The organism is Stenotrophomonas sp. GD03930, from assembly GCF_029839665.1.
Taxonomy (GTDB): Bacteria; Pseudomonadota; Gammaproteobacteria; order Xanthomonadales; family Xanthomonadaceae; genus Stenotrophomonas; species Stenotrophomonas forensis.
This window is the reverse complement of the sequence record NZ_JAOCAV010000001.1, coordinates 46,850-72,977: the sequence shown is the minus strand read 5'-3', so window position 1 is coordinate 72,977 and position 26,128 is coordinate 46,850. Positions and strand designations below refer to the sequence as shown.

General features: G+C 67.8%; 27 protein-coding genes and 2 tRNA genes. 21 read left to right on the top strand and 8 right to left on the bottom strand.

Going from position 1 to position 26,128, the window contains the following annotated elements; translation table 11 throughout:
• Positions 1–221 precede the first annotated feature (221 nt).
• On the bottom strand, positions 222–410 hold the full coding sequence (locus tag N5C18_RS00440) for a hypothetical protein (protein ID WP_008268658.1): 189 nt from the start codon (positions 408–410) through the stop codon (positions 222–224).
• A 100-nt stretch (positions 411–510) separates the two neighbouring features.
• Positions 511–1,080 carry a TlpA disulfide reductase family protein gene (locus tag N5C18_RS00435; protein ID WP_164241067.1) on the bottom strand — a complete coding sequence of 190 codons (570 nt, stop codon included), beginning with the start codon at positions 1,078–1,080 and terminating at the stop codon, positions 511–513.
• Between the two features lie 162 nt (positions 1,081–1,242).
• On the opposite strand from N5C18_RS00435, the gene N5C18_RS00430 reads away from it, so the two are divergent.
• Complete coding sequence (locus tag N5C18_RS00430) at positions 1,243–1,383, top strand: hypothetical protein (RefSeq protein ID WP_008268513.1); 141 nt, start codon at positions 1,243–1,245, stop codon at positions 1,381–1,383.
• Between the two features lie 52 nt (positions 1,384–1,435).
• Here the strand turns inward: N5C18_RS00430 and N5C18_RS00425 are convergent, their stop codons facing one another.
• Together N5C18_RS00425 and N5C18_RS00420 are read right to left on the bottom strand one after the other, a co-directional pair.
• Positions 1,436–1,720 carry a hypothetical protein gene (locus N5C18_RS00425; RefSeq protein WP_053449297.1) on the bottom strand — a complete coding sequence of 95 codons (285 nt, stop codon included), beginning with the start codon at positions 1,718–1,720 and terminating at the stop codon, positions 1,436–1,438.
• 30 nt (positions 1,721–1,750) lie between these two features.
• Complete coding sequence (locus N5C18_RS00420) at positions 1,751–2,518, bottom strand: MipA/OmpV family protein (protein WP_279943547.1); 768 nt, start codon at positions 2,516–2,518, stop codon at positions 1,751–1,753.
• A 145-nt stretch (positions 2,519–2,663) separates the two neighbouring features.
• On the opposite strand from N5C18_RS00420, the gene N5C18_RS00415 reads away from it, so the two are divergent.
• The 13 genes from N5C18_RS00415 to N5C18_RS00355 all read left to right on the top strand — a co-directional run bounded on the left by N5C18_RS00415 (position 2,664) and on the right by N5C18_RS00355 (position 16,448).
• Positions 2,664–3,335, top strand: a complete 672-nt coding sequence (locus tag N5C18_RS00415; RefSeq protein ID WP_279943545.1) for a response regulator transcription factor — start codon at positions 2,664–2,666, stop codon at positions 3,333–3,335.
• Between the two features lies 1 nt (position 3,336).
• Positions 3,337–4,680 carry a HAMP domain-containing sensor histidine kinase gene (locus N5C18_RS00410; RefSeq protein ID WP_053511563.1) on the top strand — a complete coding sequence of 448 codons (1,344 nt, stop codon included), beginning with the start codon at positions 3,337–3,339 and terminating at the stop codon, positions 4,678–4,680.
• A 59-nt stretch (positions 4,681–4,739) separates the two neighbouring features.
• Positions 4,740–7,139, top strand: a complete 2,400-nt coding sequence (locus N5C18_RS00405; protein WP_279943544.1) for a DNA internalization-related competence protein ComEC/Rec2 — start codon at positions 4,740–4,742, stop codon at positions 7,137–7,139.
• Between the two features lie 3 nt (positions 7,140–7,142).
• On the top strand, positions 7,143–7,805 hold the full coding sequence (locus N5C18_RS00400; RefSeq protein WP_006429918.1) for a MotA/TolQ/ExbB proton channel family protein: 663 nt from the start codon (positions 7,143–7,145) through the stop codon (positions 7,803–7,805).
• A gap of 3 nt (positions 7,806–7,808) precedes the next feature.
• Positions 7,809–8,231, top strand: coding sequence for a biopolymer transporter ExbD (locus N5C18_RS00395; protein WP_004152323.1), 423 nt, complete (start codon positions 7,809–7,811; stop codon positions 8,229–8,231).
• The gene (gene msbA / locus N5C18_RS00390) at positions 8,228–9,976 is read left to right on the top strand and encodes a lipid A export permease/ATP-binding protein MsbA (RefSeq protein ID WP_053449302.1); all 1,749 of its coding nucleotides are present in this window, start codon (positions 8,228–8,230) and stop codon (positions 9,974–9,976) included. The genes N5C18_RS00395 and msbA overlap by 4 nt, the downstream gene beginning before the upstream one ends.
• Entirely contained in the window at positions 9,976–10,995 is a 1,020-nt protein-coding gene (lpxK, locus tag N5C18_RS00385; protein WP_279943543.1) for a tetraacyldisaccharide 4'-kinase, read from the top strand. The genes msbA and lpxK overlap by 1 nt, the downstream gene beginning before the upstream one ends.
• A gap of 75 nt (positions 10,996–11,070) precedes the next feature.
• Entirely contained in the window at positions 11,071–11,841 is a 771-nt protein-coding gene (kdsB, locus tag N5C18_RS00380) for a 3-deoxy-manno-octulosonate cytidylyltransferase (RefSeq protein WP_279943542.1), read from the top strand.
• On the top strand, positions 11,841–12,329 hold the full coding sequence (locus N5C18_RS00375; protein WP_053511559.1) for a low molecular weight protein-tyrosine-phosphatase: 489 nt from the start codon (positions 11,841–11,843) through the stop codon (positions 12,327–12,329). Before kdsB ends, N5C18_RS00375 begins: the two co-directional genes overlap by 1 nt.
• Positions 12,326–13,738, top strand: a complete 1,413-nt coding sequence (locus tag N5C18_RS00370) for a hypothetical protein (protein WP_053511558.1) — start codon at positions 12,326–12,328, stop codon at positions 13,736–13,738. Before N5C18_RS00375 ends, N5C18_RS00370 begins: the two co-directional genes overlap by 4 nt.
• On the top strand, positions 13,735–15,579 hold the full coding sequence (gene uvrC / locus N5C18_RS00365; protein WP_279943541.1) for an excinuclease ABC subunit UvrC: 1,845 nt from the start codon (positions 13,735–13,737) through the stop codon (positions 15,577–15,579). The genes N5C18_RS00370 and uvrC overlap by 4 nt, the downstream gene beginning before the upstream one ends.
• 19 nt (positions 15,580–15,598) lie before the next feature.
• Positions 15,599–16,228 carry a CDP-diacylglycerol--glycerol-3-phosphate 3-phosphatidyltransferase gene (pgsA, locus tag N5C18_RS00360; protein ID WP_053449308.1) on the top strand — a complete coding sequence of 210 codons (630 nt, stop codon included), beginning with the start codon at positions 15,599–15,601 and terminating at the stop codon, positions 16,226–16,228.
• A 144-nt stretch (positions 16,229–16,372) separates the two neighbouring features.
• Positions 16,373–16,448: transfer RNA gene (locus N5C18_RS00355), tRNA-Gly, on the top strand.
• 59 nt (positions 16,449–16,507) lie between these two features.
• Here the strand turns inward: N5C18_RS00355 and N5C18_RS00350 are convergent.
• The gene (locus tag N5C18_RS00350) at positions 16,508–17,068 is read right to left on the bottom strand and encodes an Rrf2 family transcriptional regulator (RefSeq protein ID WP_279943540.1); all 561 of its coding nucleotides are present in this window, start codon (positions 17,066–17,068) and stop codon (positions 16,508–16,510) included.
• 284 nt (positions 17,069–17,352) lie between these two features.
• Between N5C18_RS00350 and N5C18_RS00345 the strand changes: the two genes are divergently transcribed.
• The 7 genes from N5C18_RS00345 to N5C18_RS00315 all read left to right on the top strand — a co-directional run bounded on the left by N5C18_RS00345 (position 17,353) and on the right by N5C18_RS00315 (position 24,646).
• The gene (locus N5C18_RS00345; protein WP_053512157.1) at positions 17,353–18,564 is read left to right on the top strand and encodes an NAD(P)/FAD-dependent oxidoreductase; all 1,212 of its coding nucleotides are present in this window, start codon (positions 17,353–17,355) and stop codon (positions 18,562–18,564) included.
• 163 nt (positions 18,565–18,727) lie between these two features.
• Entirely contained in the window at positions 18,728–19,834 is a 1,107-nt protein-coding gene (locus N5C18_RS00340; RefSeq protein ID WP_279943539.1) for an FAD-dependent oxidoreductase, read from the top strand.
• A gap of 116 nt (positions 19,835–19,950) precedes the next feature.
• A tRNA-Gly gene (locus N5C18_RS00335) sits at positions 19,951–20,026 on the top strand.
• Positions 20,027–20,396: 370 nt separating this feature from the next.
• A complete protein-coding gene (locus N5C18_RS00330; protein WP_279943538.1) occupies positions 20,397–21,860 on the top strand; it encodes a TolC family protein in 1,464 nt (487 codons plus the stop codon).
• Entirely contained in the window at positions 21,857–22,996 is a 1,140-nt protein-coding gene (locus N5C18_RS00325; protein WP_053512099.1) for an ABC transporter permease, read from the top strand. The genes N5C18_RS00330 and N5C18_RS00325 overlap by 4 nt, the downstream gene beginning before the upstream one ends.
• A 10-nt stretch (positions 22,997–23,006) precedes the next feature.
• Complete coding sequence (locus tag N5C18_RS00320; protein WP_053512098.1) at positions 23,007–23,735, top strand: ABC transporter ATP-binding protein; 729 nt, start codon at positions 23,007–23,009, stop codon at positions 23,733–23,735.
• Positions 23,732–24,646, top strand: coding sequence for an HlyD family efflux transporter periplasmic adaptor subunit (locus tag N5C18_RS00315; protein WP_279943537.1), 915 nt, complete (start codon positions 23,732–23,734; stop codon positions 24,644–24,646). Before N5C18_RS00320 ends, N5C18_RS00315 begins: the two co-directional genes overlap by 4 nt.
• 9 nt (positions 24,647–24,655) lie before the next feature.
• On the opposite strand, the gene N5C18_RS00310 is transcribed toward N5C18_RS00315, so the two are convergent.
• The 3 genes from N5C18_RS00310 to N5C18_RS00300 form a co-directional block, all read right to left on the bottom strand.
• Positions 24,656–25,090, bottom strand: a complete 435-nt coding sequence (locus N5C18_RS00310) for a hypothetical protein (protein ID WP_230079008.1) — start codon at positions 25,088–25,090, stop codon at positions 24,656–24,658.
• Between the two features lie 114 nt (positions 25,091–25,204).
• The gene (locus N5C18_RS00305) at positions 25,205–25,648 is read right to left on the bottom strand and encodes a hypothetical protein (RefSeq protein ID WP_279943536.1); all 444 of its coding nucleotides are present in this window, start codon (positions 25,646–25,648) and stop codon (positions 25,205–25,207) included.
• Positions 25,641–26,042, bottom strand: a complete 402-nt coding sequence (locus N5C18_RS00300; protein WP_279943535.1) for a hypothetical protein — start codon at positions 26,040–26,042, stop codon at positions 25,641–25,643. Before N5C18_RS00300 ends, N5C18_RS00305 begins: the two co-directional genes overlap by 8 nt.
• Positions 26,043–26,128 lie beyond the last annotated feature (86 nt).

The window sequence follows — 26,128 nt, the reverse complement described above, 5'->3', positions numbered from 1 at the left end:
GGCACGGTGCTCCGGAGAAGGGAGTCCAGCGTGGCACTGCCTCCTGTGCGGTGAAACCGGTATGCGACGAAAGCCGGTAAAGCGTGCGTCAAGCGGGTCCGGGGAGGATGAATCCGGGGTGGGGTGGCCAGTACCCCGTGGCCCTGCCACCGCCGCGGAGCCGGAACAGCGTCGCGGCGGTGGCAACGGGTCAGTAAACCCGGGCTTCGGAACGGATGGGATTACAACGGATCACAGCACAGCACCTGGCCGGGCTTGCCGGAATTGCCGAACGGACAGCTCGGGTGCGGTTCGCAGCCCGGCGCGTAGCCGGTCTTGGGCGCGACGGCGAAGGCCTGGGCGGCGCCGAAGGCCATGGCCGCGACAACGACGATACCGGCGACGGACGAAAGGACTTTCTTTCCGATCATGTATATCTCCTTGGTTGGCGTTGTGGTGTTGCAGTTGCCGAAGGCACGTGAGTGCCAGTGGTGGCGCGGGAGTAATGACGAGGTATCGGAGTCAGTCTGGTCAGGGCAGGGCGAGGTCCGGCGCCAACGACGTCATGGCGGCATGTACGACCTGCTCATCAAGCTGGCCGACATGCTTGTAGGCCACACTGCCGTCGTTACCCAGCACGATCAGCATCGGCGTGACCGTTGCGCGATAGCGCTTCGATGCATCGCCTCCGCTGTCGATGGCGATCGGGAAGCGCAGATCGTGCCTGCCGGCGTAGCTGGCCAGTTCATCGTAGGGAGGAAGGCCCACGCCGATCAGTTCACTGGCGCCCCGTGCAGCGGCAATCTTCCGCACATGTGGCATCGAGGCCAGGCAGTAGCGGCAGGCCGTGGAGAAGAAATAGAGGATCTGCGGGCTGGCGCGTGGGCCACCAATCTGCACGCGGGCCTGCTGCGTGGTCGTCAGTGCAAGCGGGGCGGCGAGGCTGCCAAGTGCCAGGCCGTGCGCTTCAAGCCGCATGTCCTGCAGCTGCGAGGCCATCTGTTGATTGATCTGCCGCAGCTGGCGGTTCTGCCATCCCAGCGCGACGATCAGCGCAGACAGCAACAGGGCCACAACGGGGAACAGGACGCGCTTGATCATCGATCATCCTTGAACGCAGCGTTGGCCCGAACATACCGGAACTGGCGCACGGGATGTTAAGTCGATGTTCGCCACGCGCGCACGGGAGCCGCGCCTGTACTAGAGTGGCACCCGCGCAGGCATGCGCGCCTGCCTTCCCCTCATTACCAGAAGGATTTCCCGATGAGCGATCATGTCCCGGTGTCCCGGCCCAATCCAGTGCTTGAACTGCTGTTCGGCGGCAACATGCTGGAGGGCACGTTCAAGGCGGTGGTCTGGGTGGCCCTGCTGGCTGCGGTCCTGGCCTGGACCACCTTCCGCTGAGTCCTTGCGCGGCGCTGCAGCACCGGCTGCATGCGCCGTTGCTACCCTGCGCTCAGGCGTCGAAGGCCTGGCGCAGGCTGCGCAGGGTCGCCTGGCGCTGTTCCTTCGCGATGGCCTCACCCATCTCCAGCTCCTGCAGGCGCAGCCCGACCAGGGTCATCGACAGCGCGTAGCCGCGCGCTGCATCGGCTACGCGCGAAAGTCCCAGGGCGCGCCGCGCCAACGCGTTGACGTGTTCCAGGTCGGGCATCAGGCCCAGGTAGGCGCGCTCGGCGCTTTCCAGATCGGGAGCACGCAGGATCGCGTGCGCTTCAGCAGCAGGGGAGACGGAGGCCATGGGGGGTCCTTGTCCGTAGCAGGCGCTCGATCAGAACGAGCGCATCAGGGAAACGAAGGCCGACGTCTGTGTACCACGTCGTGCCATCGGGCTGTCCTTCACCGCATCGCCGAACCACTGGTTGGCGACCACGCCTGTTGCACGCCACTTGGTGCCCAGCGGCGTGCTGACCGCGATCTGCAGGCTCGGCGATGTCGTGCTGCGCGGGCGGTAGGCCGCCAGGCCCGAGCGCAGTGCTTCCTCGTCGCTGATGCCGTAGTAGTAGTCCAGCAGGCGTGCGCTGGAGTGCACCACGCCCACCCGTGGCACCCAGGTGAAGCGGCCGGCCTGGATCGGATAGCTGTAATGCAGGCGCGATTCGAAGCCACCGCCATGCCCGGTGATCTCACGCATCACACCGGCCTCGACAATGCCCCAGTCGGCGCTGTATTCACCGTTGATTCCTGCCATGGCCGACATCTGCCGGCTGTGCAGGCGGCGCAGCTGCGGATCATTCACGTCGTCGGTCTTGAAGCGCAGCGTGTACGGCGTTAGTGCCGCCGACAGCCGCAGGCCCTGGCCCTTGTACAGGTACATGCCCAGCGAGCCGGGGCTGGCGAAGAAGCGCTGGCCCTGCCAGGAAATCGCCGGTACGACCAGCGGCTTGACGTCGTAGTGCGCATACGCGCCGGACGTCGCACCTGCGGTGATGCCGGCCTGCACGCCGGGGCTGCGGTCGGCGGCCTGCGTGATCAACGGCAGGCCGATGGCAGCGGAGAACAGCAGGGGGCGCAGCAGGGTCGGGGACAGCGACGGCATCGATCAGCCACTTTGCGGGGGATGACTGTGCATGGTGCGGGCCCAACATTGTCAGAACATTGCGCCTGGGCAATCGGCACGCAATGACGCCCAAGGCAGGCGCCAGGCACTATGATCGGCACCGTTTCCGGCAGCCGAGTCCCTGATGCGCATCCTTCTGGTCGAAGACGATCCTGACCTGTCCCGTGCCCTGCAATCGGGCCTGGAGCGGCAGGGCGTGGTGGCCGACGTGGTCGGCAGCCTGGCCGAGGCGGCCATCGCGCTGCGCGATCCGGTGCACCAGTTGATGCTGCTCGACCGCCAGCTTCCCGATGGTGACGGCGCCGGTTTTGTCGCTACCGCGCGTGCACTGCGCCCGAACCTGGCGGTGATCATGCTGACGGCCAAGGGCACGTTGTCGGACAAGGTCGAAGGGCTGGACGTCGGTGCCGATGACTACCTGGTCAAGCCGGTGGCGATCGAGGAACTCATGGCGCGCATCCGTGCGGTGTCGCGGCGGCCGTCTGCGATGGTGACGCCGAGCCTGCGGCTGGGACACCTCGAATTCGACTTCGAGTCGCTGCAGGCTCAGGTGGAAGGCCAGCCGCTGCCGCTGCCGCGCCGGCAGGTGCTGGTGCTGCAGGCGCTGGCAATGCGGCAGGGGCGCACGGTCACCCGCAGTGCGCTGGAAGCGGCGGTATACGGCTTTGACGATGAGATCCAGTCCAATGCGCTCGATGCGCACATTTCCAAGCTGCGCAAGGCGCTTCAGCAGGCCGGGGCGGGCGTGGAGATCCACGTGATCCGGGGCGTCGGCTACCTGCTGGCGGAGGCCTGAGATGGCGCGTCCGATCCGTTCCATCACGCTCGGCCTGGCCTGGCGCCTGTTCCTCGCGCAGGCATTCACCGTGCTGTTCGCGGTGGTTGCGTTGATCCTGACCTGGGGTGACAAGGACTCCTGGGGCATGGACATGTTCATGGCCGAGGCGGTGGCCAAGGCCGTGCACAGTGAGGGCGGCCGGTTGGTGCTGGATGAAGCGCGCTGGCGCAGGCTGGACGCGGATGCGGGAGGCAATCTCTGGTTCGCGGCGGTCGATGACAAGGGCATCTGGCTGGAACGCGGCACGATTCCGGCCATCCACGCGCCGTTGCTGGCGCGGTTGCCGACGCTGGGTGCCACCGAACTCGGTTCGCTGGTGCCGCCCTACCTGGATGTGGCCAGGGTCATGATCCGCAACGAGGATGGCCGACGCATCACGGTGATGGTGGGGGGCGCACCGAAGGGCGGGCTGCTGGATGGCGCACTGATGGTGTTGCGCCTGATTGGCTTGTGGTTCTTCCTGCCGCTGATCGTGGTCACGCTGCTGGTGATGCCGACGGTGATCCACCGCGCGATGCGCGGTGTGCGGCGTTCCGCGCAGCAGGCCAAGGAGCTGGATATCGGCCAGCCGGGCGCGCGGCTGGATGCGCAGCTGGTGTCGACCGAGGTTGCGCCGCTGGTGGAAGCGTTCAACGATGCGATCGACAAGGTGCAGCAGGGCTACGCGGCGCGCGACAAGTTCCTCGCCGATGCCGCACACGAGCTGCGCGTGCCGATCGCGGTGGTGCAGGCGCGCCTGTCACAGCTGCCGCAGGGCGAACTCAAGTCGCAGCTGCTCACCGACGTTGCCCGCCTTGGCAACGTGGCCGAGCATCTGCTCGACCTGCAGCGGCTTGACCGCAATGTCGGTGCGCTGCAACGGCTGGACCTGGCGCTGCTGGTGCGCGAAGCCGCTGCCGAGCTGGCGCCGCTGGTGGTAGGGGCGGGCTATGGCTTCGAGGTGGATGCGCCGGACGCGCCGGTGTGGATCCACGGCGACAGCCTGGCGCTGGGGCGGGTGATCGCCAACCTGGTGCACAACGCCATCGTCCACGGTGGCGGGCGCGGCACCATCTGCGTGCGCCTGGATGAGCGCGGCCTGCTGGAGGTCAGCGATCAGGGTGCCGGCATTCCGGTCAATGATCGCGAGGCGATCTTCGAGCCGTTCCACCGGCTGCGCGCGGCTGGCAGTGGCAGTGGGCTGGGCCTGCATCTGGTGAAGGAGATCGTGCAGCACCACGGCGGCTCGGTCAGTGTCGGCGAAGCGACCGGCGGCGGCGCCAGCTTCCGGGTCAATTTCCATCGCGGCACCGTTCGGCGCTGACAGCCGCGCGGGGCGTTGCCCGATAGGCAAGCCGTCGTGACCGATTGCAGGCTGCACGGATGGTTTCCGAACGATCCGCTCCACCCCTGTTCGGTGGGGGCAGTGCCACAGGGCTGGTGCTGGGCGCGCTGGCCTGCATGCAGCTGCCGGTGCTGCTGCCGCTGTGGCTGTGCGCGCCGTTGGCGGTCGCCGCTGGCGCCTGCTGGCTGGCGCGCTGGCGTGGCCGGGGCTGGGCGATGGCCGTGTTCGGGCTGGCATGGGCGACGCTGCACGGGCATTGGGCGCTGCACCGGCAGATGCCTCCCGCTGCGCCGGCGCAGGATGTGCGGGTGCAGGGACGCGTGGTCGAGCTTCCACACAGCGGGCCCGGTTACACGCGTTTCGTACTGCGTGTGGACGAGGCCGGGGCGCTGCCGTCGCTGCGTGGTACGCGCCTGCAGGTGACCTGGAGCGATCCGTGGCGCGGGCCTGCAAGCGCTGGCAGCGGGGGCGGGCGCCATGCGGTTCGCGCCGGGGCGCACTGGGACCTGTCACTGCGCCTGAGGGCGCCGCGTTCACGGATCAATCCGGGCGGCTTCGATGCCGAGCGGCATGCCTTGCAGCGGGGCATTTCCGGCAATGGCACGGTCCGTGATCCGGCAAGCGCACGTGAGCGGCTGCCCGCAGGGGGCCTGCAGGCCTGGCGTGAACGCAGCAGCGCCGCGATTGCCACGCAGGTGGCGCATCCGGCTGCACGGTTCGTGCAGGCGCTGGCACTGGGTGACACCCGTGCGGTGTCCGACGCCGACTGGGAGCACCTGCGCGCGCTGGGCCTGACCCATCTGGTCGCCATTTCCGGATTCCACGTGGGCGTGGTGGCTGGATTCGGTGCGCTGTTGTGCCGCGTGTCGTGGTGGTTGTGGCCAGCGCTGGGGCGGGTCCGGCCACGGCCGCAGGCCGCCGCGTGGGGCGCCGCACTGGCTGCGGCCGCCTATGCCGTTGCGGCCGGTGGCGCGCTGCCGACCGTGCGCGCGGCGCTGATGATCGGCCTGGTTGCGCTGGCCCGGGCCGGACGCCGCCCGGTTGCCGCAGGGCAGGGGCTGGCGCTGGCTGCGATGGTGATGGTGCTGCCGGCGCCGATGTCGGTCCTGTCAGCAGGGTTCTGGTTGAGCTTTGGCGGGGTGCTGTGGCTGTTGTGGTGCCTGCCGCGCACCGCGCCGGAGGGCGTTGGCAGTGGCCTGCGCGGTTTCCTGGCGGCGCAGGGAGTGGCGAGCGTGGGCCTGCTGCCCCTGTGCGTGGCCTTGTTCGGTGGCACCGCGCGGTTGGGGCCGCTGGTCAATCTGCCGATCATCCCGTGGTGGACGTTGCTGGTGGTGCCGATGTCGCTGTTGGGGACCGCTCTTCACGTCCTGCACGACGGCGCCGGAGGATGGGCATGGCGTGCCGCCGCCGGGTTGTTCGAGGTCAGCTGGCAGGCCCTGCAGCCGCTGGCGCTGCACCCGCGGGCGATGTGGTGGCTGGCCGAGGCGCCGGGCTGGGCGGTGCCGGCGGCGTTGCTGGGGGTGTTCTGGTGGCTGCTGCCGCGCGGGGCCGGCGGTGGCCTGGCGGGGCTGTTGCTCTGCCTGCCACTGCTGTGGCCGGCGCGCGGGGCACCCGCGCAGGGTGAGCTGGAACTGCTGGTGCACGATGTCGGCCAGGGCACGGCGGTGCTGGTGCGCACGGCGCGGCACGCGCTCTGGTATGACGTCGGGCCGCCGACCGGCGCCGACGGCAATGAACGGATCCTGATCCCGGCCCTGCGCGCGCTGGGCCAGGGGCCGCCCGAGCAGGTGATGCTCAGCCATGACCATCTGGACCACATCGGCAGCCTGCCCAGCCTGCGGCGTCAGCTGCCCGGGCTGCATGCGCTGGCACCGCCCGGCAGCGCGATTGCCGGGGCCAGGCCCTGCCGGCAGGGAATGCGCTGGCAGTGGGACGGTGTCGACTTCCAGGTATTGCACCCGGCGCCGGGCAGCCGGCAGGGCGGCAACGAAGACAGCTGCGTGCTGCGCATCGCCAGCCGCCACGGCGTTGTTCTGCTGCCCGGTGACATCGGCCGTTCGGCGGAGCGGGCGCTGCTGCAGGCATGGCCGACCGCGTTGAAGGCCGACGTGGTGCTGGTGCCGCACCATGGCAGCGGCGGCAGCTCCAGCGCGGGATGGGTGGCGGCGGTGGCACCGCGGCTGGCGCTGGTTTCGGCCGGGCACCAGAACCGCTTCGGACACCCGCGCCAGGAGGTGGTCCAGCGCTGGCAGGCGCGGGGGGCCGAAGTGCTGGCGACCGCCGACGCCGGGGCGATCCGCGTATGGCTTGGCGCACAAGGGCTGCAGCTGCGTGAACAGCGTGTCCACGCATCCCGTTGGTGGGATGCCGCTGGGCGGGCGCGGTCGGCTGCTATCCTATCGTCGATTGAACAAGCGGCCGTTGGGCCGGAGGGTTGAAACGTGTGGGAACTGGTCAAGGCCGGTGGCTGGCCGATGGTGCCGCTGCTGCTGTTGGGCGTACTGGCTTTGGCGATCATCCTGGAGCGTTTCTGGTCCCTGCGGCGGACGGAAGTGCTGCCGCCCGGCCTCGGCCAGGAAGTGCGCAACTGGGCCGCGCGCGGCAAGCTTGATCCGGCCCATCTGCAGACCCTGCGTGCCAACTCGCCGCTGGGCGCGCTGCTGGCCGCCGCGCTGGAAGCGCGCAATCGCCCGCGTGACCAGATCCGCGAGCGCATCGAGGACACCGGCCGCCACCTGGTGCACCGCATGGAACGTTTCCTCAACGCACTGGGCACCATCGCCTCGGCGGGCCCGTTGCTGGGCCTGCTCGGCACGGTGATCGGCATGATCCAGATGTTCCTGGGCATCCTCGACCACGGCGTGGGTGACGTGAACCAGCTGGCCGGTGGCATCGGCAAGGCCCTGGTCTGCACCGCCACCGGCATGATCGTGGCGATCCCGGCGCTGATGTTCCATCGCTACTTCAAGGGCCGCATCCACGGCTACGTGGTGGAGATGGAGCAGGAAGCCAGCGCATTGCTGGATACGCTCGACGGTCGCCCCGGAGTGATGAACCCGGCCGCGGCGGTGCGTTCGTCCAACGCTGCCACGGCGAAGGCCTGATCGATGCGTATCGGCAACGACCGGTCCCAGGATGAGCCGCATATCGACCTGGTGCCACTGATCGACGTCATCCTGGTGCTGATCATCTTCTTTGTGGTCACCACCACGTTCGATGCGCGTTCGACGCTGCAGGTGCAGCTGCCGACCGCCAGCCAGCAGCAGACCAACGAGCCGCCGCGCTCGCTCAGCGTGCTGATCAACGCCGAGGGCCGCTATTTCATCAATGACCAGGAAGTGCTGCGCAGCGACGTCGAGTCGGTCAAGCAGACCATTGCCGCCGTGGCGGGCAGTGATCGCGAGCAGACCGTGCTGCTGCGCGCCGATGCACGCACTCCCTACCAGGCCGTGGTGACCGCGCAGGATGCGCTGGGCCAGCTCGGCTTCCGCCGTATTGCCATTGCAACAGCACCCGAGGTGCGTCCATGAGTTCCAAACACGCGCCGGTGTGGCCGATCTACAAGCGTCTGCTGGGATATACCCGTGCCTACTGGGTCCTGATGGTCGCCGCTGTCATCGCCATGGCGGTGGAGTCGGTGGCCGGGTACTTCTTCACCAAGCTGATGGAGCCGCTGGTCAACCGCGGCTTCGTCAATCCCGAGCCAAGGATGGCGGTGATCCTGCCGTTGACCATCCTCGGCCTGTTCCTGATGCGCAGTGCCGCCACCTGGGTCAGCGACTACGCACTGGCCAAGACCGGCCGCAGCGTGGTGCGCGACCTGCGTGAGCAGGTACTGGCCAAGTACCTGCACCTGCCGTCCTCGCACTTCGATACCGAATCGACCCCGGTGATGGTCAGCCGCCTGAATTTCGACACCGAGCAGGTCACCCAGGCCAGCGCCGATGCGCTCAAGACCGTGGTCGCCGATACCCTGACCATCATCGCGATGCTGGCGGTGATGCTGCAGATGAGCGTCAAGGTCACCGTGGCGATGCTGGTGGTGGTGCCGATGATCGGCGTGATCGTGTCCTACGTCGGCAAGCGCTACCGGCGTATCAGCCGCGGCATCCAGGACGGCATGGGCACGATGGCGCAGACCGCCGAGCAGTCGCTGGCCGCGCAGCAGGAAGTGAAGGTGCACGGCACCCAGCAGCATGAGATGTCGCGTTACTCGCGCCTGGCCAACCGCATGCTGGCACTGAACATGAAGGTGGAAATCACCCGTGCCGGCGCGTCCAGCGTGGTCCAGTTCCTGGCCGCGCTGGCGCTGGCGGTGATCGTCTGGGTGTCGACCCGCGAAGCGCTCGCCGGCCGTCTGAACGCCGGCCAGTTCATGGGCCTGATGATCTCGATGACCGCGATCATTCCCTCGCTGCGCCGCCTGACCAGCGTGCAGTCCTCGATCTCGCGTGGCGTGTCCGCTGCCGAACGCCTTTTCGGCATCCTCGACATGCCGGTCGAGCGCGACGAAGGCCGCAACACGGTGCAGCGCGTGCAGGGTGAACTGGCCTTCGAGCACGTCATGCTGCGCTACCGCGCCGACAGTGGCATCGCGCTGGATGACATCAGCTTCGTTGCCAAGCCGGGCACGGTGACCGCCATCGTTGGCCGATCCGGCAGCGGCAAGACCAGCCTGATCCGGCTGGTACCGCGCTTCTACGAACCCAGTGGTGGGCGCATCACCCTCGACGGCGTGGCCCTGGACGACTATCCGCTGGCCGATCTGCGCCGCCAGGTGGCGATGGTCGGGCAGAAGGTCATGCTGTTCGACGACACCATCGGTGCCAACATCGCCTATGGCATGGACGCGACCGATGATCAGATCCGCGCGGCCGCCGAAGCGGCCAATGCGTGGGAATTCATCGCACGCATGCCGCAGCAGCTGCAGACCCCGGTCGGCGAGAACGGCGCGCTGCTGTCCGGCGGCCAGCGCCAGCGCCTGGCGATCGCGCGCGCGATCCTGCGTGATGCCCCGATCCTGATCCTCGATGAAGCCACCGCCGCGCTCGACAACGAATCCGAGCGGCTGGTACAGGATGCACTGCAGCGCCTGATGCCCGAGCGCACTACGCTGGTCATCGCACACCGCCTGTCAACCATCGAGCATGCCGACCAGGTGCTGGTGATGGACCACGGTCGCATCGTTGAACGCGGCACCCACAAGGAGCTGCTGAGCATGGGTGGCCTGTACCAGCATCTGCACAGCATGCAGTTCCGCGAAAGGCAGGACTGATGACTGGCAAGGGTACCCAGACCCCGCCGTACTGGTATGACGGCAGCCCGGTTCCCTGGGCGATGCGCCTGCTGGCGCCGCTGTACGCCGGTGTCACCGCGCTGCGCCGGCGTGCCTATCGGCGCGGCTGGCGCAAGCACTACACGTTGCCGGTGCCGGTCATCGTGGTCGGCAACATCACCGCAGGCGGCACCGGCAAGACGCCGTTGACCATCGCCCTGGTCGAGCGCCTGCGTGCCGCCGGCTGGAAGCCGGGTGTGGCCAGTCGTGGCTATGGCCGCGAGGATGCGGACAAGCCGCTGTGGGTACAGGCCGACACACCGACCGCCAAGGGCGGCGACGAGCCGGTGCTGATCGCGTGGAAGACCGGCGTGCCGGTGCGCGTGGATCGTGACCGCGTTGCCGCTGGCAAGGCGCTGATCGAGGCCGGCTGCGATGTGATCGTCTGCGACGATGGCCTGCAGCACTACCGGTTGGCACGCGACATCGAAATTGAAGTGGTCGATGCCCAGCGCCGCTACGGCAATGGCCGGATGATTCCGGCCGGACCGCTGCGTGAGCCGGTCAGCCGCGCTACCGAGTGCGACTTCCGGGTGGTCAACCTCGGCCAGGCCGATGAGGATGCCGCAGCCCAGGCCTGTGGATTCGGCCAGTGGCCGATGGCCCTGCACATCGACAGTGCGCAGCCGCTGGCCGGTGGCCGTGCGCGCCCGCTGTCGTATTTCAAGGGCCAGCGTGTGCACGCGGTGGCCGGCATCGCCCATCCGCAGCGCTTCTTCGACATGCTGCGGGCGCGTGGCATCGGCGTGGTGCCGCATGCCTTTGCCGACCATCAGGCGTATCAGCCGCAGGACCTGTCCTTCGGCAGCCAGCTGCCGGTGCTGATGACCGAGAAGGACGCGGTGAAGTGCCGTCAGTTCGGCAACGACTGGCATTATGCCGTCCCGCTGCGCGCCGAGCTGCCAGCTGCGTTCTGGGTGGCGCTGACCGATCGCCTGGACAAGCTGAGACCGAACTGAGTGGCGCGGCGGCGCTTGCATTCAGCTGCCGCCGGCCGCATTCCTGTTGCAACGAGCCTGCCGAGTACCGCCCGCATGACCGAATTCGTCGTCGCCATCCCGGCCCGCTATGCCGCATCGCGGCTGCCGGGCAAGCCGCTGCGCCTGCTGGGCGGTGAGCCGCTGGTCCTGCACGTGGCGCGCCGCGCGCTGCAGGCGGGCGCTGGCGAGGTCTGGGTCGCCACCGACGACCAGCGCATCGCCGACACGCTGTCCGGGCTGGCTGAAGTGAAGGTGGCGATGACCGCAACGTCGCACGCGTCCGGCACCGACCGTCTGGCCGAGTGCGCGCGCATTGCCGGCTGGGCCGATGACACCGTGGTGGTGAACCTGCAGGGCGATGAACCGTTCGCGCCTGCGGCCGGTATCCGCGCAGTGGCCGACGCGCTGGTCGGCGGCAATGCGCCGATGTCGACCCTGGCCACCACCGTCGAGGACGCGCACACCCTGTTCGACCCGAACGTGGTCAAGCTGGTGCGCAACGTGCGCAACGAGGCGATGTACTTCAGCCGTGCGCCGATCGCCTGGCACCGCGATGGCTTCGCCCGCAGCCGCGACACCCTGCCGGAAGGCCATGCCTGGCTGCGCCATATCGGCATCTATGGCTATCGCGCCGGCTTCCTGCAGCAGTTCGCGGCGATGCCGCCGGGCCAGCTGGAGCAGGTCGAATCGCTGGAACAGCTGCGGGTGCTGGAGGCCGGCTATGCGATCAGCGTGGCGATCTCGCCGGAACCGTTCCCGCCGGGCATCGATACTCCCGAGGACCTCGAGCGCGCCGAAGCGCTGCTGCAGGCGATGGGCGCGTGATGAAACTGCTGGTCGTCTGCCTCGGCAACATCTGCCGTTCGCCGATGGCCGAAGGTGCGCTGCGCGCACGCCTGGACGCCTCGCCGCTGGCCGGGCGGGTGCAGGTCGATTCGGCCGGTACCGGTGACTGGCACGTCGGTGAGCCACCGGACCGGCGCGCGATCGCCTGCGCGGCCGGGCACGGTGTGGACATTGGCGGCCTGCGTGCACGCCAGCTGCAGGCCGTGGATTTCGACCGTTTCGACTGGATCCTGTGCGCCGACGAAGCCAATCTGCGCGATGCCGGTCGCCTGGCTGCACCCGCCCAGCGCGAGCAGCTGGCGCTGTACCTGCCGTGGTCGGGCGGGCAGGGTCGGGTCGCGATCCCCGACCCTTACACCGGTGGCAACGATCACTTCGAACAGGTCTGGACGCTGGTCGACAATGCGGCAGAACGTGCCGTGGCACGACTGTTGCATGACGCCGACTCCGGCATAATCGGGCCATGAACGTCCAGCCCGTCCCGGACCTGCCCGAGTTCGCCACCTGGCTCAATGCCACCCCCTGCACCCTGACCGAGCTGCGCGGTCGGCCGGTGGCGCTGTTGTTCGTCAACGCCGCCTCCGCCTGGAGCGCGCAGCGGCTGGCCGAATTCGGCCAGTGGCTGTCACGCCACCCGGGCAAGCTGCAGCCGCTGGTGCTGCAGGTGCCGCGCTTTGATTTCGAGCGCGACCCGGGGGCTGCATTGAAGCTGCTGCGCCGGCAGGGCCTGACGATGCCGGTGCTGCTGGATACCGACTGGGATGGCTGGCGTCGCTTTGGCATCAACGCCTGGCCAACGATGGTGCTGCTGGACGCGCAGGGCCGCGAGCAGCAACGGCTGGTCGGGCAGGGCGCGCCCGGTGAGCTTGAGCGTGCCTTGAACGCGCTGTGCCAGGGCGCCCCTTCGGCGCCGCCGCGGGGAGGCAGCGAACTGCATCCGGAGCCGCGCCAGGCCTTGCGTTTTCCGTTGGGGCTGGCCGTCAGCACCGAGCGCCTGTACATCGCCGACAGCGGCCATCACCGCATCCTCGAATGCAGCCATGGTGGCCGCATCCTGCGCCAGTTCGGGCTGGGTACCGCCGATTTCATGGATGGCAACCTTGCCGAGGCGGCGTTCCATCGACCGCAGGCGCTGGTCCTGGAACGCGACGCGCTGTACGTGGCTGATACCGGCAACCATGCGGTGCGACGCATCAACCTGCTCACCGGCATCGTCGACACGCTGTGCGGCAACGGCCGCCCCGGCGCGCCGGTGGAGGGCCCGGTTGCGCAGGCGCGGCAGGTATCGCTGGACCATCCGATCGGCCTGGCCATCGCCGACAACCAGCTGCATATCGCCATGGCCGGCGACAACCGCATCTGGAGCTATCACCTGGGCCAGCGCAGCCTGCAGTGGCGCGCCGGCAGTGGTGCCATCGACGAGCGCGACGGCAGTGGCCACCTGGCCGCCTTCGCCCAGCCCAGCGCGCTGGCGGTGGTGCAGCAGGTGCTGTACGTGGCCGACGCGCTGGGGTCCTCGATCCGTGCGCTGCAGTTGCGCGGCGACCTGGTGCAGACGCTGGTCGGGCAGGGGCCCTGGCGCTTCGGCAATGAGGATGGCCCGCGCGCGCAGGCCCGCCTGCAGTTCCCGCAGGCGATTGCCTTGAGTCCGGACGCTCCGCTGCTGTGGATCGCCGACTCCGGCAATGGCCGCCTGCGCACGCTTCGCCTGGGCGGCGGCGAACTCACCACCCAGCCGCTGCCGCGTCGCCTGCAGGGCCCGGCCGGGCTGGCGGTGGGCGCCGGCGCGGTCTGGATCGCCGAGACCGATGCCCACGCCGTGCTGCGCCTGGACCCTGAAAGTGGCGTGCTCAGCGAAGTACCGATCAGCGAATGACCGACGTTCCCGCCCCGGCCTTTGATGGCAAGGCCTTCGCGGCCCATCTCAGCACCGCACCCGGCGTGTACCGCATGTACGCGGCCGACGACACCTTGCTGTACGTGGGCAAGGCGCGTGCACTGCGCAACCGCGTCGGCAGCTATTTCAATGGCAGCCCGAAGAACGCGCGGATCATGTCGATGATCTCGCAGATCGCGCGCATGGACGTCACTGTCACGCGCTCGGAAGCCGAGGCGCTCCTGCTGGAAAACCAGCTGATCAAGTCGTTGTCGCCGCGCTACAACGTTTCCTTGCGCGACGACAAGACCTACCCGCATGTGCTGCTGACCCGCGAGGACTGGCCGCGCATCGCGCTGCATCGCGGCCCGCGTGCCATTCCCGGCCGCTATTTCGGGCCGTACCCGGGTGTCACTGCGGTACGCGAGACGCTCAACCTGATGCACAAGCTGTTCAAGCTGCGCAGCTGCGAAGACAGCGTGTTCCGCAATCGTTCGCGACCGTGCCTGCAGTACCAGATCGGTCGCTGCAGCGCGCCCTGCGTGGAGCTGGTGGCGCCCATCGAATATGCCGAGTCGGTGCGTCGTGCCGCGCTGTTCCTGGAAGGCAAGAGCGATGAGTTGACCCGCGAGCTGGGCGAGCAGATGCAGGTGGCCAGCGAGGCGTTGGAATTCGAACAGGCCGCACGCCTGCGCGACCTGATTTCCTCACTGCGCAGCATGCAGACCCGTCAGTACGTGGATGGCCGCGCCGCCGACCTGGACGTGCTGGCGGTGGCCATGCAGGGCTCGCAGGCCTGTGTGCTGCTGCTGGCGTTCCGTGATGGGCGCAACCTGGGCACCCGTCCGTTCTTCCCGCGCACCAATGGCGAGGAAAGCCCCGAGGAAGTGCTGGCCGCGTTCGTCTCGCAGTACTACATCGAATTCGAGCCGCCGCGCGAGATCCTGCTGGATCGCGAGATTCCCGATGCCGACCTGCTGGTCGCCGCGCTGTCGGCCTCGGCCGAACGCAAGGTGCAGCTGAAGTGGAACGTGCGTGGCGAGCGTGCCGGCTACGTGGAACTGGCCAGCCGCAACGCGCAGCTGACCCTGGCCACCGAACTCAACAGCCGCAACGCGCAGCACGCGCGCAGCGACGCGTTGCGCGACATGCTGGGCCTGGCCGAGCCGGTCAAGCGGGTCGAGTGCTTCGACATCAGTCATACCCTCGGCGAAGCCACCGTGGCCTCCTGCGTGGTGTTCGATGCTGCTGGGCCGGTGCGCGCGCAGTATCGCCGCTTCAACATCAGCGGTATCGAGCCGGGCGATGACTACGCCGCCATGCGCCAGGCCATCGACCGCCGCTTCCGCCGTGCCGTGGAAGAGCAGGGCGTGCTGCCGGACGTACTGCTGATCGACGGTGGCGCCGGCCAGTTGGCGCAGGCCCAGGCCGCGCTGGCCGACCTCGGCGTGGAAGGGGTGCTGCTGGTAGGTGTGGCCAAGGGCGTGGAACGCCGCGCCGGCCACGAAGCGCTGGTGATGCCAGATGGGCGCGAACTGCGGCCGGGTGCGGCCAATCCGGCGCTGCAGTTCATCCAGCAGGTGCGCGACGAGGCGCACCGCTTCGCCATCACCGGCCATCGCGGTCGCCGGCAGAAGGCGCGGATGACCAGCAAGCTGGAGGACATCCCCGGCATCGGGCCGCGTCGCCGTGCCAGCCTGCTCAAGCATTTCGGTGGCCTTGTGGGCCTGAAAGCCGCCGGCGAAGCGGAAATCGCCAAGGTGGAAGGCATCAATGACGCCCTCGCGGCGCGTATCTACGCTAACCTGCACGGGTTGGCCACGCCCGATGCGGCCGAGTAGAGAGAGAAGCACGCACGCCATGAAGTTGACCCTCCCCACCTGGCTGACGTTGTTGCGGATCGTGATGATCCCGGTGCTGGTGCTGGTGTTCTACCTGCCCTACACCTGGACCAACTTCGCTTCGGCGGCGATCTTCGGCCTGGCCGCGATCACCGACTGGCTCGATGGCTGGATTGCCCGCCGTTACCAGCTGGAATCGGCGTTCGGCGCCTTCCTCGACCCGGTCGCGGACAAGCTGATGGTGGCGGTGGCGCTGTTCCTGATCGTGCAGGGCCACCCGACGCCGTGGATGGCGTTCTGGGCGGCGGTGATCGTCGGCCGTGAGATCGCGGTGTCGGCGCTGCGCGAGTGGATGGCGGAGCTGGGCCAGCGTGCCAAGGTGCGCGTGGCGATGATCGGCAAGGTCAAGACCACCGCGCAGATGGTCGCGCTGCTGTGCCTGCTCTATTCGGTGGCACCGAACGTGCCAGTGGAAGACATCTGGATGGGCTGGCCGGTGTTCCACATCGGCGACTGGACCCTGGCGATTGCGGCGGTGCTGACGCTGTGGTCGGGCCTGCAGTACCTGCACGCCGCCTGGCCAAGCCTGCGCGAAGACGAACGCGCCGCACGCGAACGTTCGCGCCAGAAGAAGCTGGGCAACGGTTGATCGGGCGCGACATCCACGCATGGCGTGGATCTACTGGAAATGCTGCATCCATGCCAGGCGTGGATACGCACTGCCAGGTGCCTCGCATACGCCAAAAAAACCGCTTGACGCCATTCCTGGAACAGGTAGAATTTCGCCTCCCAAGCGGGAATAGCTCAGTTGGTAGAGCGCAACCTTGCCAAGGTTGAGGTCGCGAGTTCGAGTCTCGTTTCCCGCTCCAGATTCAAGAAGAACGCTCCCGCAAGGGGGCGTTTTTCGTTTGCGTGCGCGCCACTGCGATCAATCATCGTCCTGTGCCGACGTGCGTGCGCGCATGCCGGTGATGCGCGCTTCTTCGCGTGCAATCTGGCGGTCGGCAAACCAGTCCTGCACATCGCCTGCAAAGCTCGGCGGGCGTCCCTTGCCCTGCACGCCCTCGGCAATCGACGCCAGGCTGGAACGCGCCAGTTCTTCGCGCATGGCCTTCTGCGCATTGATCATCACCGCGTGGATGCCGCACACGCCGCGGTTGGCCCAGCGCGGTGGGTTGCCATCGAACAGCGCGCAGCGCCCGCGGATCTCCTGGCAGTCGAACAGCGCCTTCTGTCCCTCAACGGCGTCGACCACATCCAGCACGCTGATGTCCTCGGGCGCACGCGCCAACTGGTAGCCGCCGCGGATGCCGCCGGTGGACTCGACGATGCCGGCTTTCTCCAGCTTCGGAAAGATCTTCGCCATGAAGGCTGCCGGCACGCCCTGCAGTTCGGCCAGGTCGCGGCTGCTGGGCCGCTGTTCCAGCGGCGGGACCAGCCAGAGCAGGCAGTGCAGGGCGTACTCGACGCCCGTTCCGATGTGGGCCATGGGACCGGTCCAGAAAAATGTAACGCGGACTATAGGGGCCTGAGTTACTGGCCGCAAGCGAGTAGTGCCCCATGCAGGGCATTGATTTCATTGGCGTTGTGGCTGGGGGAACGCGCACGGCAGGGGCGTGCTGGCCTGAACGGTCCGCCATCGACTGCTTGCGTCACATAACGCGGACTCATATGATCCGCGTTATGTGGCGTGCCGGCGCACCACATCACTCACGCCCCTGCCATCCACGCGCATGGGTGCCTGAATCTCATTTCCCAGAAGGACTTACCTCCGTGTCCAAACGCATTGTTGTCATCGGCGCCGGCTTTGCCGGCATGTGGAGCGCGCTGGCCGCCGCCCGTCTTCTCGATCAGGCCGCGCGCCATGATGTGCAGATCGTGCTGGTAGCGCCGTCCCCTGAGCTGCATGTGCGCCCACGCCTGTACGAAAAGGGGCCGGAGCGCATGAAGGCCCCGCTGCAGCCGATCTTCGATGCCGTCGGCGTGCACTACCTTGCCGGCCGCGTCGAGCACATCGATGTTGCCAACCAGCAGGTGCAGGTGGTGGGCCATGGTGCGGATGCCGCATCGCAGACGCTGCACTACGATCGCCTGGTGCTGGCCGCCGGCAGCCGCCTGAACTGCCCGCCGATTCCGGGCCTGCAGCAGCACGCCTTCAATGTCGATCAGATCGCCGACGCGGCGCGATTGCAGGTGCACCTGGAGCATCTTGCCGATCGCCCCGAAAACGCAGGACGCAACACGGTGGTGATCGCGGGTGCCGGCTTCACCGGTATCGAAACCGCAGCCGAGATGCCGGACCGCCTGCGCGACGTGCTCGGTGCCGATGCCGCAGTGAACGTCATCATGGTCGAGCGTGCCGAGGCCTTGGGTCCGGACCTCGGCGAAGGCCCACGGCCGGTCATCACCCAGGCCCTGACCGAGCTGGGCGTGTCGTGGCGGCTGGGTTCGGGCGTGGCCCACGTGGATGCCGAAGGCGTGACCCTCGAGAACGGTGAACGCATCGACGCCGCGACCGTCATCTGGACGGCCGGTGCACGTGCCAGCACCTTGGCCGCACAGATCCCCGGCCAGCACGACGCCGTGGGTCGCCTGCACGTCGATCGCACCCTCAAGGCGACGGGTGTCGACGCGGTATTCGCCACTGGCGACTGCGCGCACGCCGCCACGGACGACGATGGCAACGTAGCGATGATGTCCTGCCAGCACGCGATGAACCTGGGACGCTCGGCCGGCCATAATGCGGCCGCCGACCTGATCGGGGAGGCGATGATTCCCTACGCGCAGCCCAAGTACGTGACCTGCCTGGACCTGGGGCCGTGGGGCGCCGTCTACACCGAGGGCTGGGACCGCCAGGTGGTGCTTTTCGGTGCGGAGGCCAAGGCGCTGAAGACCCGCATCAACACCGAATGGATCTATCCGCCCAGTGGTGAGCGTGCGGAGATCCTGGCGTTGGCCGACCCGCTTCGCATCGTGGTTGCCTGACAGCGCCAGGACGTTCTGCAAGCACCGCTCCCTGAAGGGCGTGGTGCTCCTCATGGCGCAGCACGTGCAAAGCACCGCTTCATCCCCACTTCACCGTCACCCCATCGCCCCGCCATGCGCTGGCTTGAAGCTGCATCCCTGATTTCCAGCAGGCCTTGCAGCAATGCCCCACATTCCCTCCGCTTACGACCAGGACGTGGTCATCGTCGGCGCCGGTTTCGCCGGTGCCGCCTGTGCGCTGGCTGCTGCCCAGTACGGCCTGCGCGTGCGCGTGCTGGAACGCAAGGCCGATCCCGGCGAGCGCCTGCACACCACCGGCATCGTGGTGAAGGAAGCGATGGAACAGACGTGGCTGGGGCGTATGCCGGAGCACCTGCTGCAACGCGTCGCGGATGTGCGCCTGTACGCGCCCAACCTGCGCAACGTGCTGCTGACTGCACCCGGCTACTACTTCCTCACCACCGATACGCCGAACCTGATGCGCTGGCTGGCCAGCGAACTGCGTGCAAACGGCGTGGACCTGCACCTGCAACAGTCCTTCGCCGGTGCCCGCCGCAGTGGCGAAGGTTGGGATGTGGAAGGAGTGGGGCGCTGCGCCTATCTGGTCGGTGCCGATGGCGCGCGTTCGCGCGTGGCCCAGCGCACCGGCCTCGGTCGGGTGCGTGACAACCTTTACGGCGTCGAACGCGAGTTCGCTGGCCTGCAATTGCCGCAGGGCGATGCATTGCATTGCTTCGTCAGCAAGCGCTTCGCACCGGGCTATATCGGCTGGGTCGCACAGAATCCGACGGGCCTGCAGGTGGGCCTGGCACTGCGCCATGACCCGGCACAGGTGCGGCCGCCGGATATCGATGGCTTCCTTGGGCACGTGCGCGATGTGGTCGGCATTCCGCCCGCCGCGCGGCCTTCGGCCACCCGCGCCGGGTTGGTGCCGTGCGGCCGGCCGGAAGGCCCGATCACCGGCCCTGGCGTGATCCTGACCGGCGACGCCGCGGGCATCGTCTCGCCGCTCTCGGCCGGCGGTATCCACTCCTCGTGGCGGCATGGCTGGGCCGTGGGCGATGCCATTGGCCGGCATCTGCGCGGCACCGGCCCACAGCCGGAGCATGTGGCGCGGCAGGTGGCGCCGGCGTTCCATGGCAAGCGCCTGCTGCGCTGGGCGATGGATCATCTGCAGGCCGATTGGCCCCTCAACGTACTGCTGCATACGGCAGCCACGCGGCGCCTCGCCGAGCAGATCTACTTCCACCGTCGCGGTCTTCGCACGTGAAGGGAGCAGGCCGGGGCGCCCAAGCCAGGCCGCTTACGCCACGTGAAAATTCCTGTTGACGCCGTGCAGCAATATCGACACAATAGCGCTCCTTCGACGCAGGTCGAACGAAATCTGCGGGAATAGCTCAGTTGGTAGAGCGCAACCTTGCCAAGGTTGAGGTCGCGAGTTCGAGTCTCGTTTCCCGCTCCAGATTCAGGAAAAACGCTCCCGCAAGGGGGCGTTTTTTCGTTTGTCGCGATGCTGGCAGCTGCAGTCGCCACAGCCGCGCCACGGCATCTTCATGGAGGGCGTGGTATCAGTGCGCCTGCGGGATGATCCCGACATCAGTGTCGCAATCGGAATGGCGGGGCATGCGGTCGTGGGGACGATCGCGGGTGCAAGGCTCGGGGGTGGGTGGCAGCAGGGTTCAATGGCTTGGAATCTGCACCAGCGTTCTGCGCGTCGCGCGTGCTGAAAGGCTGGCGAAAGGCCAGCATCAGCGTTGCCTGAACCGCACGCGTGCTGTGACGTTTTTCGGACCAATTCTCCATGTTCGCTCCACAATCGCACGGTAGCCTTCATGCTCCTTCTACACGTTGGCGGGCTGGTGGTCAGGCGTATCACTCCAGTGGCAGTGCCCAGGACCGGGCGCGGATCTTCCCTGCAGGCGGTGCTGCGCCCCGGCGCACTGCTGGCCAGCCTGGCCCTGGCGGGTTGCATGTCGGTGCCGGTGCCGGACCTGCCCGACCGCACGCCCAGCGCCTGGGCCCAGCTGCCACAGGGGCAGGGCGTGGCGGTGGACGCCAGGCAATGGTGGAAGGTGCTGGCCGACCCGGCGCTGGATGGCCTGGTGAACCAGGCCATTGCCGGCAACCTCGACCTGCAGCAGGCCACGCTGCGCCTGCAGGCGGTGCGGATCGTCGCCGGCACGTCGGACTCGCGCTTCCTGCCGGAGATCTCGGCCAGCGCCAAGCAGGTGCAGGACGCCGCCGCCGTCGATACCTACTTCCATGCGGGCATTGAAGCGATCTGGGACCTGGGCCTGTTCGGTGCCGCCGAGAGTGCGCAGTTGAGCGCGCAGGCTTCGGCAGGCAATGCCGAGGCGCTGCGCAGTGCTGCGCAGGTTGCGGTGATCGCCGACGTGGTGCGCAGCTACCTGGATCTGACCGTGGCGCAGGCCCAGCAGGACCTGCTGGCCCGGCAGCAGGCGGTGGATGATCGCGGCGAGCAGTTGGCGCTGGTTCGCCAGCGCCTGCGCCTGGATGAGCCAGGCGAACTTGATCGGCTGCGGGCTCGCCAGGCAGCCACCCGCGCGGCCACGGCGCAGGCCAGCGAGAATGCGGACAATGCCGCCCGTGCATTGGCCCTGCTGCTGGGCCGCGATGGCCCGGACCCGGCCTGGCGTGCGTATCGCACGCCGCCGAAGCTGGGCGCATTCTCGCTGCAGCAGGTGCCGGCCGACCTGCTGCGTCACCGTCCGCAGATCCTGCTGGCCGAATCGGAAGTGATGCAGGCTGCGGCAAGCAAGGGTTCCGCGCGTGCCGCGATGTATCCGCGGGTCAGCCTCGGCGGTTCGATCCTGTACGCCTACAACCTCACCCAGAACGCCCGCTCCAATTCCGATTCCAGTCCCTCCATCGGCCCGTACATCGATATTCCGCTGTGGGATTGGGGCCAGCGCCGCGCGCGGTTCCATGCCGATGAGAAACAGCTGGATGCCGCGCTGCTCGGCTACCGCAAGGCGGTGCTGGAAGGGGTGAGCGAAGTGGAGGGCGCACTGGGCAGCCTGGCACGCCAGGACAGCAGCATCCAGTCGCTGCGTGCGGCCAATGATGCCGCCGGCCAGCAGGTCAAGCGCCAGGCGCGGCAGGTGCAGTTGGGCCTGTCCAGCGAATTCGATGGCCTCGACACCCAGCGCGCTGCGTTGTCTTCGCAGGCCGATCTGATCGGTGCACAGGGCGCGCGCGTGCTGGCATTCGCCTCCCTGTATCGCGCACTTGGCGGCGCGCCGCTGCCCGTCGAGGGCGAGGGCGAACCGCAATGATCGCGCTGGCGCGGAAAACCCTGGCCTATGAGTGGCGCCGGTTCCTGCCGGTGGTGCTGGCGATGTGCTTCGCCGGCGTGCTGCTGATCGTGCAGGCGGCGCTGGTGCTGGGCATCTTCGGTACCGCCGCGATCTATGTGAAGGCATCCTCGGCCGACATCTGGGCCGGTTTCCCCGGCACCCAGAGCGTCAACTACGGCCATGCAATCAGCGCGGACGTGGAAAGCCACCTGCGCATGGACCCGGATGTCACCCGCGTCGAACCCTACGAATGGGTCGATGGCGAATGGCGCTCCAGCGCGCAGGGTACCGGTAACGTGTCGGTCTACCTGTCCGGTATCTCCACCCAGGATGACGCGATGATGTTCGCGCGCATCCTGCCGGCCGACCTGCGCGCGCAGCTGCGCGAGCCGGGCGCGGTGATCGTCGACAGTGCCGATCTGGATACGCTGGGCGTGGACCTGCAGGACAACCGTGCCTGGATCAACGGCAAGGCGGTGCGCGTGGTTGCCGCACAGCCGGGGCTGCGCGGCCTTGGCGGCGTCAACGTGCTGGCGTCGCTGGATACCGCGCGTGCCATTGCCGGTACCGACCCGCATGAAGGCAGTACCTATTTCGTGGCGGGCCTGCGTTCGCCGGAGCTGGCCGACCGCGTGCGCGATCGTCTGGCCGCGTCGATGGGCCAGGCCACGCCGGTCGAGTTCTGGACGGCGCCCGAGTTTGCCAGCCGCTCGCAGCAGTACTGGCTGTTCGATACCGGCGCCGGCATCGCGGTGTTGTTCATGGCGGTCATCGTCTGCTTCGTCGGCGCGGTGATCACCAACCAGTCGTTTGCTTCGGTGGTGGCCGGCTCGGTGCGCGAATACGCCACGCTCAATGCGCTTGGAGCCGGCCGCTACGCGCTGGCGCGGGTCGTGTTCGAGCAGGCGCTGCTGATCGGTGGGGTCGGCATGTTGCTGGCGGCGGCGTTCAGCACCGTCGTGCTGTTGATCGCGCAGACCCAGCGCGTGCCGGTGCAGCTGACGCCGATGGTCATCATCGGCTGCGTGGCGCTGGTTGCGGTGATGGCCATGCTGTCCAGCATCATGGCGGTCCGCAGCGTGGTCCGCTCCGATCCATCGTTGCTGCTGCGTTGAGGACCGGCCGATGACTTCCACACCCGCCGTCGCCCCGACCCTGCAGGCCGACGCACTGGAAAAGGGCTTCATGTCCGGCGATGTGCAGGTACCGGTGCTGCGCGGCCTGTCGCTGGACATCTACCCCGGCGAGCTGACCCTGGTGTCGGGCCCGTCCGGCTGCGGCAAGAGCACGCTGTTGTCGCTGCTGTCCGGCCTGTCTTCACCCGATGGTGGCCGCGTGCATGCGCTGGGCCAGGATGTGGGTCACATGACCCGCAGCGAGGTCGAGCGTTTCCGCCTGCACCATGTCGGCTTTGTGTTCCAGGGCTTCAACCTGTTCCCGGCGCTGACCGCGCTTGAGCAGGTGCAGCTGCCGCTGGGCTACCGTGGCATGAGCAATCGCGAAAGCGAGCCGCTGGCGCGCAGGGCGCTGGAAGAAGTCGGCTTGATCCATCGCAGCCATATGCGCCCGGCGCAGTTGTCCGGCGGCGAGAAGCAGCGCGTGGCCGTCGCCCGCGCCTTCGCCAAATCACCGACGCTGATCTTCGCCGATGAACCCACCAGCGCGCTGGACGCCGAGAACGGCCAGCGCGTGATCGACATTCTGCATCGCTACGCACGTGCGCATGGCGCCACCGTGCTGTGCGTGAGCCACGATCCGCGCCTGATCCGGCATGCCGATCGGGTGATCGCCATGGAAGACGGCATGGTCCGTGATGACCGCCGCCAGAACGAAACTGTAGAGTCCGCCCCATGACCAAGACGTCGCACCTGCTCCCCCTCAGCCTGGCCCTGTCCGCGGCATTGCTGCTTGGCGCCTGTTCCAAAGACGCGCCCGCCCAGGCACCTGCAGGTAAAGCAAGCACTGCCACCGCCGGCAAGGTCGCGGTGGCGCGCGGCATCATCGATGTCGAGGGCGGGCTGATCGCATTGGCGCCGCCGGTGGATGGATCGATCACCGCCGCGCCGGTGAAGGAGGGCGCCACGGTGAAGAAGGGGCAGTTGCTGCTGTCGCTGGACGGTGCGCTGCTGCAGCAGGAGGTGGCGATGGCCACCGCCGATCTCGCGCTGGCCAATGACCGGCTGAAGGGCAGCCAGGCGCAGCTGCGCGAACTGGAGCGCAATGCTGCCCGCCTGTCTACCGGCGCCAGCGAAGGCGTGTCGTCCAATCAGCAGGCCGACGCGGCCAGGCAGCAGCTGGCCGGCGTGCGTGCCGACGTCGACGTGGCCGGCGCGCAGGTCGACATGGCCCAGCACAAGCTGGAACACGCCAGACTGAAACTGCAGCAGATGTCGTTGAGCGCGCCCGAAGCCGGCACCGTGGTCGGCCAGGTGCCGGGCCTCGGCGCCTTCGTGCAGGCGGGCAAGCCAGCGATCTCGCTGCTGCCGGCGCGCCCGCTGCAGGTGCGTGCAGAGCTGAGCGCCGCCTATGCCGATGCCGTGCAGGTGGGCATGAAGGCCACCGTGGTGCCGGACAGTGATGGTGCCGAGAACACGAGTACGCTGCCGTCCGCACGCGTGGTGCGGATCAGCCCGGTGTTCGCGCAGGCGCGCCTTCCCGAAGACGCCGGGCGCGGCGTGGCCAAGGTGGTGGAGTGCGTGTTGGAGTTCGACGGCGCGGCCAAGGCGCGCTTCGGCCAGCATGTGCGGGTGGAGTTCCGGAAGTAGGCGTCGGCCTCAGCTCCCGAGCCAGCGGCGTAGGCGCGGCCACAGCGAGGCCGGCACGATCACGAACAGCGCAAGCAGTAGGATGGCGCTGGCGGCAATCAACCAGAGCAGATGTACGCCGCGTACGGGTGATTGATGCATGGAGATCGCGCCCCAGTAGGCCGTCCAGGCCAGCCATGGAAAGATGCCAAGCTGCATTCGCAGCCACAGGCGTCCGAACCTCCATGGCTGCACGATCAGGCCCATTGCAACGATCTCAGCCAGGATGATCAATGCGAAGGAAATGACGGATCCTGTGGGATACGGCACCACCCCGTACACGGTGTCAGGCTGCTGCCAATGATCCGGCTGGAAGCCGGCATGGATGAGTGCGGAAACCAGCAGCAGCCAGATGAGGAACGCGAACATCCAGAAGGCTGGGAAGGCGCGGAATACGAGGGGCAAGGGCACGATTCAGGCGGTCATTGCTGGAGGATCTTCAACCTTCCTGGATTGGACTGCCGCTATCCATGCAAAAGGTCCGAAAGATGAAACGTCAAAGCACTCGAAGCCATTGCCTTACGGAACCGCAATCCGGGCCTTCTTCCTGGTGGAAAGGCGTCCGAGGACGCTGACCAGCGACACCCCGCACAGTGCCAGCAGCAGCCCCACGTCCAGCAGCAGCAACCACAGCAGATGCATGCCGTGCACGGGCGGCTGGTGCATCGCCGACAACATCCACGGCACCGACCACGCCAGCAGCAGGGCGAAGGCGATCAGCAGGCGCAGCCACAGCCGCTTCAGTTTCCAGGGCCGCACGATGAGTGCGGTCACCACCAGCTCCACCGTTCCCAGCAGCGCGAACACGATGACGCTGCTGGTGGGGTAGCGCGGCTCGATGCCTTCGAGGTGATGCAGCAGCCAGTAGTCCGGGGTGAAGCCGGCATTGACCAGCGCGGCGATCAGCGCCAGCCAGGTGAGCGAGACCAGCAGCCAGAACAGGCGGACGTAGCGTCTAGGCATCGGCGATGTCCGTGATGGGGCGTGAGGTTCCGACAGGCGAACAGCGCAGGCTTACCGCGATGGCGGCCAGTGCCAGCAGGCCGGGGCCGACGGTGAAGTACAGCAGGCGCAGCGGGTGGTTGTGCATCAGCGTCCAGGTCGCGAACGCCAGCGGGATCGCCAGTACCAGCAGCTTCGCGAACAGTGGCCGCAGGGCTGCGATCAATGGCTGGGCGGCAAGGAACATCCAGAACAGGTGGAACTGGGCGATGCCCAGGCCGATGTCGCGATGGGAGGTGAATCCGAAATGGTCGCGATAGGTGTTCATCCCCAGCGGAATCAGCACCCAGTACAGCAGCGCCACCAGCAGGTGCAGCAGCAGGGCGATCAACAGGGGCTTGCCGCGAAGGAACATGGCCGAAAGCAACTGGGCGGGGCAGCGTACCCCAGCGCGGACGCCCGTGACCGCATCGTGTGAAGACTGTTGACGACGTGAAGGAA

Bases quoted from the DNA above. Each gene is read 5' to 3' on its own strand.
- N5C18_RS00410 (WP_053511563.1), top strand. From the start codon at position 3,337: ATGGCGCGTCCGATCCGTTCCATCACGCTCGGCCTGGCCTGGCGCCTG.
- kdsB (WP_279943542.1), top strand. From the start codon at position 11,071: ATGACCGAATTCGTCGTCGCCATCCCGGCCCGCTATGCCGCATCGCGG.
- N5C18_RS00350 (WP_279943540.1), bottom strand. From the start codon at position 17,068: ATGGCCCACATCGGAACGGGCGTCGAGTACGCCCTGCACTGCCTGCTC.
- N5C18_RS00370 (WP_053511558.1), top strand. From the start codon at position 12,326: ATGAACGTCCAGCCCGTCCCGGACCTGCCCGAGTTCGCCACCTGGCTC.
- N5C18_RS00405 (WP_279943544.1), top strand. From the start codon at position 4,740: ATGGTTTCCGAACGATCCGCTCCACCCCTGTTCGGTGGGGGCAGTGCC.
- lpxK (WP_279943543.1), top strand. From the start codon at position 9,976: ATGACTGGCAAGGGTACCCAGACCCCGCCGTACTGGTATGACGGCAGC.
- N5C18_RS00430 (WP_008268513.1), top strand. From the start codon at position 1,243: ATGAGCGATCATGTCCCGGTGTCCCGGCCCAATCCAGTGCTTGAACTG.
- N5C18_RS00425 (WP_053449297.1), bottom strand. From the start codon at position 1,720: ATGGCCTCCGTCTCCCCTGCTGCTGAAGCGCACGCGATCCTGCGTGCT.
- N5C18_RS00305 (WP_279943536.1), bottom strand. From the start codon at position 25,648: ATGCCTAGACGCTACGTCCGCCTGTTCTGGCTGCTGGTCTCGCTCACC.
- N5C18_RS00415 (WP_279943545.1), top strand. From the start codon at position 2,664: ATGCGCATCCTTCTGGTCGAAGACGATCCTGACCTGTCCCGTGCCCTG.
- N5C18_RS00395 (WP_004152323.1), top strand. From the start codon at position 7,809: ATGCGTATCGGCAACGACCGGTCCCAGGATGAGCCGCATATCGACCTG.
- N5C18_RS00435 (WP_164241067.1), bottom strand. From the start codon at position 1,080: ATGATCAAGCGCGTCCTGTTCCCCGTTGTGGCCCTGTTGCTGTCTGCG.
- N5C18_RS00420 (WP_279943547.1), bottom strand. From the start codon at position 2,518: ATGCCGTCGCTGTCCCCGACCCTGCTGCGCCCCCTGCTGTTCTCCGCT.
- N5C18_RS00320 (WP_053512098.1), top strand. From the start codon at position 23,007: ATGACTTCCACACCCGCCGTCGCCCCGACCCTGCAGGCCGACGCACTG.
- N5C18_RS00330 (WP_279943538.1), top strand. From the start codon at position 20,397: ATGCTCCTTCTACACGTTGGCGGGCTGGTGGTCAGGCGTATCACTCCA.
- uvrC (WP_279943541.1), top strand. From the start codon at position 13,735: ATGACCGACGTTCCCGCCCCGGCCTTTGATGGCAAGGCCTTCGCGGCC.
- pgsA (WP_053449308.1), top strand. From the start codon at position 15,599: ATGAAGTTGACCCTCCCCACCTGGCTGACGTTGTTGCGGATCGTGATG.
- msbA (WP_053449302.1), top strand. From the start codon at position 8,228: ATGAGTTCCAAACACGCGCCGGTGTGGCCGATCTACAAGCGTCTGCTG.
- N5C18_RS00440 (WP_008268658.1), bottom strand. From the start codon at position 410: ATGATCGGAAAGAAAGTCCTTTCGTCCGTCGCCGGTATCGTCGTTGTC.
- N5C18_RS00340 (WP_279943539.1), top strand. From the start codon at position 18,728: ATGCCCCACATTCCCTCCGCTTACGACCAGGACGTGGTCATCGTCGGC.
- N5C18_RS00315 (WP_279943537.1), top strand. From the start codon at position 23,732: ATGACCAAGACGTCGCACCTGCTCCCCCTCAGCCTGGCCCTGTCCGCG.
- N5C18_RS00300 (WP_279943535.1), bottom strand. From the start codon at position 26,042: ATGTTCCTTCGCGGCAAGCCCCTGTTGATCGCCCTGCTGCTGCACCTG.
- N5C18_RS00325 (WP_053512099.1), top strand. From the start codon at position 21,857: ATGATCGCGCTGGCGCGGAAAACCCTGGCCTATGAGTGGCGCCGGTTC.
- N5C18_RS00375 (WP_053511559.1), top strand. From the start codon at position 11,841: ATGAAACTGCTGGTCGTCTGCCTCGGCAACATCTGCCGTTCGCCGATG.